The sequence below is a fragment of the Actinophytocola xinjiangensis genome, assembly GCF_001921215.1.
Lineage (GTDB): Bacteria > Actinomycetota > Actinomycetes > Mycobacteriales > Pseudonocardiaceae > Actinophytocola > Actinophytocola xinjiangensis.
Map to the genome: position 1 here is coordinate 34490 of NZ_MSIF01000016.1, position 9459 is coordinate 43948.

The 9459-nt window shown below is 72.7% G+C and carries 6 protein-coding genes; all 6 read right to left on the minus strand.

The window, feature by feature from the left end:
- Nucleotides 1-2: 2 nt before the first annotated feature.
- The 6 genes from BLA60_RS27565 to BLA60_RS27590 are packed head-to-tail and all read right to left on the minus strand — an operon-like array spanning nt 3 to nt 9447.
- Nucleotides 3-1130, minus strand: coding sequence for an acyl-CoA dehydrogenase family protein (locus BLA60_RS27565; RefSeq protein WP_075135924.1), 1128 nt, complete (start codon nt 1128-1130; stop codon nt 3-5).
- Nucleotides 1123-1404, minus strand: a complete 282-nt coding sequence (locus tag BLA60_RS27570; protein WP_075135925.1) for a phosphopantetheine-binding protein — start codon at nt 1402-1404, stop codon at nt 1123-1125. The genes BLA60_RS27565 and BLA60_RS27570 overlap by 8 nt, the downstream gene beginning before the upstream one ends.
- Before the next feature lie 5 nt (nt 1405-1409).
- Nucleotides 1410-2252 (minus strand): 3-hydroxyacyl-CoA dehydrogenase family protein, encoded by an 843-nt coding sequence (locus BLA60_RS27575; protein ID WP_075135926.1) that lies wholly within the window; start codon nt 2250-2252, stop codon nt 1410-1412.
- Between the two features lie 26 nt (nt 2253-2278).
- Nucleotides 2279-2941, minus strand: a complete 663-nt coding sequence (locus BLA60_RS27580) for an O-methyltransferase (protein WP_075135927.1) — start codon at nt 2939-2941, stop codon at nt 2279-2281.
- Between the two features lie 49 nt (nt 2942-2990).
- A complete protein-coding gene (locus tag BLA60_RS27585) occupies nt 2991-4433 on the minus strand; it encodes an FAD-dependent oxidoreductase (RefSeq protein WP_075135928.1) in 1443 nt (480 codons plus the stop codon).
- Nucleotides 4426-9447: a beta-ketoacyl synthase N-terminal-like domain-containing protein gene (locus BLA60_RS27590; RefSeq protein WP_075135929.1), complete on the minus strand. Its 5022-nt coding sequence runs from the start codon at nt 9445-9447 to the stop codon at nt 4426-4428. Before BLA60_RS27590 ends, BLA60_RS27585 begins: the two co-directional genes overlap by 8 nt.
- Nucleotides 9448-9459: the final 12 nt, after the last annotated feature.

Here is a 9459-nt window from a genome sequence, read left to right on the forward strand (position 1 = left end):
CCTTACCGTTCGCTGTCGGGGGACGCGGCCGCCGACAGCGCGTGCTCGGCGAGCAGCAGCTGGCAGGTCTCATTGGTCCCCTCGATGATCTCCATCAGCTTGGCGTCGCGGAACGCGCGGGCGACGAGCCCGTTGTCCGCCGCGCCCCAGGACGCCAGAATCTGCACGGCGGCCGCGCTCGCGGTCGCCGCGTGCCGGGCACTCGTGTACTTCGCCAGCACGCCGGCCATCACCATGTCGGGGCTTCGCGCGTCCCAGCGGTCGCTGGCGTGCTCGCAGGCCAGGGACGCGGCGCGCTCGGCGACGTACAGCTCGGCGAGCTGGCGGGCCACGAGCTGGTGCCCGGCGATCGGCCTGCCGCCCTGCTCGCGCCGGGCGGCGTGGGTGGTCGAGGCTCGCAGGCAGGCCCGCAGAATCCCGACACAACCCCAGGCCACCGACATCCGTCCATAGGCCAGCGCGGCGGTGACCAGCAACGCGATCGACGGCCCGCCGCCACCGAGGACGTTACCGACCGGCACCCGCACCGCGGCCAACTCCACGTTCGCGTGCCCGCCGGCCCGGCAGCCGAGCGGCGTCGGGACCGGCTCGATCCGCACGCCCCGCGCGTCCGTCGGCACGACGACAGCCGCCGCGCCGTCCGCGTAGCGCCCGAACACCACCAGCAGGTCGGCGTACTGGGCCGCGGTGACCCAGCGCTTGGCACCGGTGACCACCACGGCGTCACCGTCCTCGGTGATCTCGGTCGCGATGCCGGACAGGTCGCTGCCCGCGTCGCGTTCGGTCATGGCGACCGCGGCCAACCGCCCACCGACGAGCTCGGGCAGGAACGCGGCCCGCTGCTCGACGTCACCGAGCCGCTGGATCGCCCACGCCGCCATCCCCTGCGAGGTCATCACACTCCGCGTGGAACCACACAGCTCCCCGACGTAGGCGGTGAACTCGCCATTGGCCCGGCTACTCGCTCCGAGTCCGCCGTGGACAGTCGGGACCTGGGCGCAGAGCAGGCCCCGCTTGCCGAGATCGCGCAGAACGTCGACCGGCACCGCACCGGCCGCGTCCCAGGCATCCGCCTGGTCCGCGACGGCGGCACGAACGAACTCCCGGCCGGCGTCCACGCCGTCAGGCATCTGCCGCTGTCTCGCGGAGCCGGGTCACCAGGGCCGCCATGGTGTTCACGGTGCGGAAGTTGTCCATCTTCAGATCCCGGCCGATGATCGAGATCTCGAAGGCGGACTCCAGGAACACGACCATCTCCATGGCCACCATGGAGGTCAGGATCCCGGCCTCGGCCAGGTCCGTGTCGTGCGCGACCGCGGCCTTCGCCTTGGTCTCGACGTAGGCGCTGATCCTGGTCGCCACCTCGGAGTCGGCCACGCTGTCGACAGCCTCGTTCGTTGTCACTCGATTCATCCTTCGTAGTCGTAGAAGCCGGAACCGGACTTGCGGCCGAGCCGACCGGCCCGGACCTTGTCGAGCAGGTACTCGCACGGCAGGTACTCGGTGTTTCCGAGGCGTTGGCTCAGCGCCACCAGGGCGTCAGCCAGGTTGTCCAGACCGATCAGGTCTGCGGTACGCAGCGGCCCGGTGGGATGGCCAAGACAACCCGTCATCAGGGCGTCGACCTCCTCCACGGTCGCGACGCCCTCCCCGACCAGCCGGGCGGCGTTGTTGATCATCGGGTGCAGCAGGCGACTGGTGACGAACCCCGGCGCGTCGCGCACCACGATCCCGCGGCGGTTCACCAGGCCCAGCAGGGACTGCACCGACTCCATGGTCCGGTCGCTGGTGCGGGGGCCACGGGCCACCTCGACCATCGTGATCAGGTACGGGGGGTTCATGAAGTGGATGCCGACCAGCTCGTCGGGTCGCTGCACCGAGGCGGCCAACTCGTCGATCGGGATACCGGACGTGTTGGAGATCAGGACCGTGCCGGGCGCGACGAGGCCGGACACCTCGCGGAGGAGTTTGTCCTTCTGCTCGGCATGTTCACTGACGGCCTCGATGACCGCGAGCGACCCGACGCAGTCGGCGACGGAGGCGCTGGTGACCAACTCCCCCGGCACCACGCCCTCCGGCACCGCACCGAGCAGTTGCGCGTGCCGCAACTGGCGGTCGACGGAGACACGACCACGGGCCAGCACCGCGGGGTCGATGTCCACGAGCGTCACCGGGATCCCGTGCGCGATCATGAGCGTGGCGATGCCGGTGCCCATGACGCCCGCCCCAAACACCGTGACCTGCTGAGTCATCCGATCTCCTTACGTCGACGAGCGCGCTACTTCTTCCTGGCCAGGGTGATGCCGTCACCGATCGGGAGCAGCACGATGTCCACGCGATCGTCCTCGTGGAGGAACTCGTTCAACGCACGGATCGCCACCGTGTTCGGGTCCTGCGCCGCCGGGTCGACAACCTGGCCGAAGAGGAGCGTGTTGTCGAACACGACCAACCCGTTGGAGGGGAGCAGCCGCAAAGCCGCCTCATAGTAGTCACGATAGCCAGTCTTGTCCGCGTCGACGAAGACAAGTCCGAACGAGTCCGGTCCGAACTCGTCGTACAGGTCGGCGAGGATCCGCGTCCCGTCGCCGACGCGGAAATCGATGCGGCCGGCGACCCCGGCTCGTTCCCAGTGGTCGGCGGCGATCGTCGCCCACCGCGCGTGGAGGTCGCAGGTGATCACCGTGCCGTCCGGCGGGATCGCGCGCGCGAGGCAGAGCGCGCTGTAGCCGGTGAAGGTACCGACGTCCACCACCCGGCGCGCGCCGCTGAGCCGCACCAGCAACTCCAACAACTGGCCTTCCTCGGCCATGACCATGAGCTTCTCGCCCCCGGGCAGTTCCAGGGTGAGCTCACGGAGGTCGCGGAGGACCTCGTCGTCACGCAGGGAGACCTGTCTCACATAGGACAGCAGGTCGTCAGTCACGTCGAGTTGGCTCGCCACGTCTCCTCTTTCCGTACGAATGTTCGCGCGCCCCTACGGCGTACCGCGGTCACGTGCCCGTGGTGATCGTGCTGATCGAGCGGGCCAGGGCGGGCAGGGCCTCGGGGCCGCCACTCGCGCCCGCGTACCCGTCAGGACGGATGAGCAGGAAACCCGGCCTGTCGCCGCCTACCTCCTCGTGCTCGACCAGGTCAGGATGCGCGCTGGCCAACTCCGCGCCCCGCGCTCCCGCGTCCGCGCCCCGGGTGAGCAGTCGGAACCGGCCGGTGTCGGCCGGGCGCCAGTGGGCGGTGCGGCGACCGGCGAGCTTGTCCTTGCCGGCCCGCGCACCGAACAGCACGTCCGGGTAGTTGGACCGCCAGCCGGCCATCATCGGGGCGTACTGCCGCTCCAGCACCCCGGTCGCCCGCAGCAGCCGCCACAGGCCATTGCGGACCTTGACGCCGACCGGCCCCAGCGTGCCCTGCTTGGTCAGTCGCCGTGTCGCCAGCACCGTCTGCCGGATCGCGGCGAACCGCTCCGGCTCGTAGGTGTCGAGCACGACCGGGTCGAGCCGGCCCGCGATCACCCCAGCCAGTTTCCACACGAGATTGTGCACGTCCTGCAGCCCGAGGTTGAGCCCCTGGCCGCCGGCCGGCGAATTGACGTGCGCGGCGTCGCCGACCAGGAAGCACCGGCCCTTCCGCAGTGCCGTGGCCACCTTCTCGTGGGCCTGGAACACCGAGCGGGTGTCCACGTCGGTGAAACGGAGGCCACCGGGCCCTCGGGTGTCCAGGATCCGTTGCACCGTCGAGGAGTCCAGCGTCTCGCCGACCGTGTCGTCATCGACGAACCCGGCGATCCGCGCCCGACCGCCGGGCAGCGGTGCCACCACCAGCACGCCGGCGGGGCGCAGGTGATAGTGCAGGTGGTCGCGGCGGAAGTCGCCCTCGATCCGACCCTCGGCGAGGACGAACTTCCCGGGATAGGTTTCGCCGGGGAACTCGATGCCGAGCTGTTGGCGCACCGTGCTGTGCGAACCGTCCGCACCGATCACCCAGTCGGCGACCAGGTCGAGTTCGGTGCCATCGGCCCGGCGCGCGGTCACCGCGACACCGTCGGGCCCCGGCTCCACCTTCAGCACCTCGGTGCGGCGCTCGACGGTGCCACCCAACTTCACCAGCGCCGCCTCCAGCACCGCGACGTTGGCGTCCTGTGGCAGCAGCAGCGCGGCGTTCTCCTCCCCGAGCGGGACGTCGATCGGCGTCGAGCCTTCCGAGTGGAAGCTCAGCGCGTTCACCCTGACACCTCGCGAGCGAGCCTGCGACGTGGCGCCGATCTCGTCGAACAGTCCCAGCGTCGGCGGCCACAGCAACACCGCCCGTGACCCCGTCCCGGCCTCGGCTTCCGCCTCCACCACGCGCACGTCGATCCCGCGCCCGCGCAGCAGGCACGCCGCGACCAGTCCGCACGGGCCGGCACCGACGATCAGCACCGGAATCCTGTCAGCCATCGTGTTCCTCCAACTCGTCCTCGATCCACGCGCGGATGCGGTCGGCGACCCCCGGCGCGTCGTCCTCAACCACCGAGAAATGATCGCCCGGCACATCGACAACCTGGTGCGGAAGGTCCCACGACGCCGTGGCGCCAGCGGTTCCGCCCGCCCGCACCAGCAGGGTCGACGCGCTGATCTTCTCCGGCCGCCAGTCCTCCAGCAGCCGTAGGTAGGCACCCATGGCGGCGAGCCGACCGTCGTCGACCGGGACCCGGTCCTCCGCACGCCGCAGCATGGCCTCGATCAGCGCCGCACGCACGTCGCCGCGCGGCTGGCCGGCCAGCGGAAAGGTGTCGACCAGTACGACGCCGGCCACGGCGGCGCCGTCGCGCTCCAGCCGGGTGGCCACCGCGTGGGCGAGTTGACCGCCGGAGGAGTACCCGACCAGCAGCGCCGGCCGACCGTCGAGCTCGGCGCGCAGGGCGCCGCACACCAGGTCGACCACACCGTCCACAGTGGAGGGAAGGTCGTCCTGGTCGAACCCGGGCATCGACAGCGCGAGCACGTCACGCTCACCACGCCACCCGGCGGCGATGCGGGCGAACTGGTGCGGCCCGGAGGTCGCCAGCACCGAGGGCACGCACACCAACGGGAGGCCGGCGGGGCCGTGCGCCAGTCGGGTCACCCCGGCCCGACCGGGCGCCCGTGGCGGCAGGAAACCGGCGGCGGCGCCGAGGAACTGGAGGAACTCGTCCACCCGACCCTCGGTCCGCGCCCGGTCGAGCATCGCGGTGAGCAGGCCGGCGGGCGGCGCCGACACCGTCGCACCCCGGTCGGGCGCCAACCTGGCCGCCAGGGCCGCCGGTGTCGGGTGGTCGAGGATCACCGACGGCGGTAGCCGCACGCCGGTCGCCGCGACGAGCCGGTTGCGCAGTTCGACGGCGGTCAGCGAGTCGAACCCGAGGGCCAGGAACTCCCGGTCCGGCGCGACAGGTTCGGCCGGGTCGAGGCCGAGCACGGCGGTGGCCTCGCCGATGACCAGGTCCAGCGGCGACCTGGTGTCGGCGAGCGCCGAGGCGGCACGCCGTTCCGGTCGGTACACGGCCTCGACGAAGCTGCCGGCGGCCACGGCGGCGGCGAACACGGGCCAGTCGAGGTCGGCCACCAGCACGGCCGGCGGCCCGCCGACGGCGTCGAGCATCGACTCCAGCGCGGTGGCCACGCGCAGACCCCGCAGCCCCCTGACGCGCAGCCGGCGCAGTCGCTCCTCGTCGTCGTCCGCCCACGGGCCCCAGGCGATCGAGGTGGCCGGCAGGCCATGCGCGCGGCGGTGCTCGGCGAGCGCGTCCAGCGACGCCGAGGACGCGGCGTAGGCCACCTGTCCGATGCCGCCGAAGGTGCCCGCGACCGAGGAGAAGATGACGAACGCGGCCAGCTCACGACCACGGGTCAGCTCGTGCAACCGCCACGCGGTCGCGACGTTCGCGTCGAGCACGGCCGCCAGTCGGTCGCCGTCGAGGTCGGTGAGCGGCCCTTCGTCGTGGCGGTCGACGGCGTGCACGACGGCGGTCAGCGCCGGGTCGGCGGCGAGTTCGTCCAGCGTCCCGACGGTCACCGGCACGCCGAGGTCCTCGCCGGGGTCGTCGGGCACCAGCAGGTGCTCGACGCCGGCGGCCGCGAGATGGCGCAACAGCACGAGGTTGCCCCCGGTCACGAGCACCGCGCCGCGCGGTTCCCACGGTCGGCCGCTCGGCTCCGTGTTGACCAGCCTCGGGACGAACGCGCCGGTTCGCCGGAGGGCAAGCACCCGCTCCCCCTGGTCGGCCAGCACCGAGCACAGTCGCCGCCAGCACGGGTCGTCCGGCTCGACCGACAGGTCGACCAGACCGGCGAACCGTTCCGGGGCCTCCACCGCAACGGTGCGCGCCACTCCCCAGACCGCGGCCCGCCACGGGTCCGGCGCGGCGTCGTCGTCCCCTGTGGACACGGCGCCGCGGGTGAGGAACCAGACCGGGGCGTCGAGTCGGCGCACCAGCGCGAGGGTGCCGGCGGCGTCGGCCTCGGACACCACGCCGGCCACCGGTCCTTCGACGACGAGGTCGGCGGCGTCGGCGGCGGCCACATGGACCACGGTGGCGCCGTGCCGGGTGAGCGCCCGGCCCAGCGCGTCGTCGCGCGCGTCGATGACCAGCCACGTTCCCGACAGCGGTCGTGGAGCCGGCGCCACGGTCGTGGACCAGCGCACCCGGTACCGGTCGGCGACCGCCCGCCGCGGGGTCGGTGGCCAGTACCGCTCGCGCTGGAAGGCGTAGGTGGGCAGGTCGACCCCGGCCGCACCGGGGAACAGGACCGACCAGTCGACCCGGTGTCCGCGCACGTGCAGTTCGGCGGCGGCGGCGAGGAACCGCGTGAGCCCGCCCTCGTCGCGGCGCAGCGTGCCGGTGACCAGCGGGTCGGTGCCCGCTTCGTGCGCGGTCTCGGCGATGCCCGCGGTCAGCACCGGGTGCGGGCTGACCTCGACGAACGTCCGGTGTCCCGCGGCGAGCGCCGCGCGCACCGCGTCGTCGAACCGCACGGGCTGGCGGATGTTGCGGTACCAGTACTCGGTGTCCATCCCGGACGTGTCGAGCCGCTCGCCGGTGACCGTCGAGTACAGGGGGATGTCCGCCGGGCCGGGACGGGCATCGACGAGCGCGGCCAGCAACTCGGCGCGAATGGTCTGGACCTGCGGGCCGTGTGAGGCGTAGCCGGGCGACACCCGGCGGACCCGCACACCGGTGCGGGCGCCGGTCTCGACCAGTTCGTCCAGCGCGGCCAGCTCGCCACAGACCACCACCGACCGCGCGCCGTTGACGGCGGCGATCGCGAGCCTCGTCCCCCACGGGGCGATCAACTCCGCGGTCTCCTCCGGCGACAGGGACACCGCGCTCATGTCACCCTTGCCGAACAGCGGGGCCAGCGCCGCCGCCCTGCGGGTCAGCAGCCGGGCAGCCTCGTCGAGCCCGAGCGCGCCGGCCACCACCGCGGCGGCGAACTCGCCCTGGCTGTGGCCGATCGTCGCCGCCGGCTCGACGCCGTGCGCACGCCACAGCTCGGCGAGCGACACCATGACCGCGAACGTCACCGGCTGGAGCACGTCCGCCCGGTCGAGCCGGTCCCCGCGCAGTTCCTCCAGCAACCGCCAGTCCACGTGCGGCTCGATGGCCGCGGCACACTCGGCCATTCTGGCGGCGAACACCGGCGAGGTCGCGAGCAGCTCGTCGGCCATGCCGAGCCACTGCGTGCCGTGGCCGGGGAAGACGAACACCGGCGGCCCGGAGTGGTCGGTCGCGGTGCCGAGGACGACCCCGTCATCGGGTTCGCCGGCGGCGAGCGCGGCCACGCCCCGGCGGAGCTCAGGACCGTCGGCACCGAGCACGACCGCCCGGTGACCCAGGTTCGCGCGGCCGACGACCAGCGAATGCCCGACGTCGGCCGGTCTGTGGTGCGGCGCGACCGCCAGCAGCCGTTCGGCCTGGGCGCGCAGCCCGTCGGCGGTGCCGGCACTGAGTACCCAGGCGAGGGCGGACGACGGTGCGGCGGGGTCCGTTGGCGCACTGTCGATTGAGGCGCTGTCGGTTGACGCGCTGTCGGCCGGCGGAGCCTGCTCGACGATCACGTGTGCGTTGGTACCGCTGACGCCGAACGCCGACACGCCGGCCCGCCGAGGCTGCCCGGTGTCCGGCCACGATCGCGGCTCGGTCAGCAGCGCCACCGCGCCGGCCGTCCAGTCGACGTTCGGGGTCGGCTCATCCACGTGCAGCGTCGGTGGCAGGACGCCGTGGCGGATGGCCTGCACCATCTTGATCACGCCGGCCACGCCGCCGGCGGCGGCTGTGTGGCCGATGTTCGACTTGATCGAACCCAACCACAGTGGACGGTCGCGCCCCTGGCCGTAGGTCGCGATGATCGACTGGGCTTCGATGGGGTCGCCGAGCGGTGTCCCGGTGCCGTGCGCCTCCACGACGTCCACCTGGGACGGTGTGAGACCGGCGCCGGCCAACGCCCGCCGGATCACGGCGCGCTGCGCCGGCCCGCTCGGCGCGGTGATGCCGTTGCTGGCGCCGTCGGAGTTGGTCGCGCTGCCCCGCAGCACGGCCAGCACCGGGTGACCGAGCCGCCGCGCGTCGGACAGACGCTCCACGAGCAGCACGCCAGCGCCCTCCGCCCAACCGGTGCCATCGGCCGCCGCGGCGAACGAGCGGCAGCGCCCGTCCGGCGACAGGCCGCGCAGCGCCGAGAACAGCACGAAGCCGTTCGGGGTGCACAACACCGACACCCCGCCGGCGACGGCGAGCGTGCAGTCACCACGCCGCAGGGCGGTGATGGCCAGGTGCAGCGCGACGAGCGAGGACGAGCACGCGGTGTCCACGGAGACCGCCGGGCCGGACAGCCCGAGGGTGTAGGCGATCCGGCCGGACAGCACGCTCGACGCGTTGCCCGACAGGAGGTAGCCGGCGAGTTCGTCGCGCAGCGGGCCGAGCAACTCGCTGTAGTCGTGGTTGCTGGTGCCGACGAACACGCCGGTGTCGGAGTCGCGCAGCGAGGTCGGGTCGATGCCCGCCCGCTCGATCGCCTCCCAGGTGGTCTCCAGCAGCAACCGCTGCTGCGGATCCATGGCGAGCGCCTCGCTCGGCGAGATACCGAACAGCCGCGCGTCGAACTCCGCCACCTCGCGCAGGAACCCGCCCTGCGCGGTGTAGGTCGTGCCAGGGGTCTCGCCGTCCGGGTCGACCAGTGCGTCGAGGTCCCAGCCCCGGTCGGTGGGGAACCCGGTGATGGCGTCGCGCCCGTCGGCGACCAGGTCCCACAGGTCCTCCGGCGAGGCGACCCCGCCCGGGTACCGGCAGGCCATGCCGATGATCGCGATCGGTTCGTGCTCCTGCTCGCGCAGCTCGCGCAACCGGGAACGGGTCTGGTGGAGTTCGACGGTGACCCGCTTGAGGTAACTCCTGACCTTGTCGTCAGCCGTCGCCGTGTCGTCAGTGGTCACAGCTCGTGCTCC